This window comes from Pseudomonas sp. PGPPP1 (assembly GCF_002255865.1).
In the GTDB taxonomy this organism is placed as follows: Bacteria; Pseudomonadota; Gammaproteobacteria; order Pseudomonadales; family Pseudomonadaceae; genus Aquipseudomonas; species Aquipseudomonas cremoris.
In genome coordinates this window covers 1-1575 of sequence record NZ_NKIG01000077.1, presented here as the reverse complement: position 1 = coordinate 1575, position 1575 = coordinate 1, and the positions used below count along the sequence as shown (strand labels likewise).

1 protein-coding gene and 1 pseudogene are annotated in these 1575 nt (G+C 50.7%); one reads left to right on the top strand and one right to left on the bottom strand.

All coding sequences use genetic code 11. The annotated features are described in order from the left end of the window. Nucleotides 1-152: 152 nt before the first annotated feature. Nucleotides 153-326 (top strand): annotated as a pseudogene (locus CFE47_RS31150) (CysS/YqeB C-terminal domain-containing protein); the annotation flags it as partial. Between the two features lie 399 nt (nt 327-725). Here CFE47_RS31150 and CFE47_RS31145 read toward each other — a convergent pair. After that, nucleotides 726-1439 carry a DUF4225 domain-containing protein gene (locus CFE47_RS31145; RefSeq protein ID WP_286843028.1) on the bottom strand — a complete coding sequence of 238 codons (714 nt, stop codon included), beginning with the start codon at nt 1437-1439 and terminating at the stop codon, nt 726-728. Nucleotides 1440-1575: the final 136 nt, after the last annotated feature.

The window sequence follows — 1575 nt, the reverse complement described above, 5'->3', positions numbered from 1 at the left end:
GATGGACATGTAGCCGTGGTATGCCATGGGGTAAACACTCTGAGTTGTCTGCCCCGAACATACGGAAAAAATGAAATAGGAAATATCGGACGCTTCGCTTTTTATAGTGCGAGTTGGATGTAGGAATATTCTAGGTTTGCAGCTGGAAGTACGAAGGGCGTGTGGATACGGTAGAAGTGGATGCGCTGATCCAGGCGCGTTTGGCTGCACGTACCAACAAGGACTGGGCGGAATCCGACCGACTCCGCGACCAACTCACCGCCATGGGCGTGGTGTTGGAAGACGGTAAGGGTGGGACGACGTGGCGGTTGGCTGATCAGGCTTGATCGGTAAACGCTGAATAAAAAACGCCCCGACTGGTTCGGGGCGTTTTTTGTCTGTGGATTAGTGTGCTTTACATTATGTTGATTTATAGCCTCTTCATCAAAACCACCATCTGATTTCCCATCTGACAGGTAATGCTCCTGCGTGAATAGGAATACAGAAAAAAGCAATCCATCCAATGAATGGGTAGTTGGAAATAAGATCTGGCTGGTGCCCGAGTAAAAGGAATTGATGGTGTTCGATCATGCCTAAGTATGTGATCGCAAAAAAACCATTGAATGCTAGGCAGAGTGAGAACTTTGCGAAAAAGTATTGGGTACCAGAAAAACGTATTTTGAGTGTGTATGCGCAAAGGACTCCCCATGTGGCGAATAATGGAAAAACCCAGACGAACCAAAGTATCAATTTTTCTCCTCGTTATACATTTGTTTTATCGTTTGAAAATCTGTGTAAGCCTCGACGCTCATCGTAGTTGGAGTCATCGTTCTATACGCTCGAATGTAATCGGTTGGGATGTATCTAAATAGGCGCCAAGCATCAGGCTTCAGCACGTGCCTCGCGGCACTGTAGACGGATAATCCAATATCCACTGCACCATAGGCTATGTTCGCTTCTCGCTCACCATGGCCCATGGCGGATGCTGCTGCTTGGTAGGCGTTACGAACAGGGCCGGAAGCATCTGATTGCCCCGTCATCAGGTTATGCCCGCCCTCATATACGTTGTTTGCGCCATGCGCCATCAGCGGCACCCCGGCAATAAGGCAGAGCGTGCCAACGGAGGCGTAGCAAATTCCAGCACCTGTGGCCATTTGCAATGCACCTGCTACAACTCCAATGCCTTTACGGCCAATCTCCAGTGACTGATCCAGCAGGCTTTGCTGCTCGGCTTTTATCGCCACGAGCCCCTGTGCAACCGTCTTTTTTCCCTGCTCCACATCGCGAACGATACTGCGCGCGTAATACGCAACTTCCCGATTGAATATTGACCGTGTAATACCATCCTGCAGATGGCGCGCGCTGATGGTGCACGCTTGGCTTGTCAGTTTTCCCGCAGCTTGGCTGACTTCCCATAAGCCTTGAAACGTTGGGGCCTGGTTTTTGCTTTTCGATGTCATCGCCCGGCCTCCCATGAGCCGTAACCACTGGTGCCCGCGAGATGATGGGTCCAGATGATCTCTCGATAACGAAGGGCCAGGTGTTCCTGCGCTTCTACATCGGTTAACAGGACAGCGTGCGGAACCTCGACCGTCA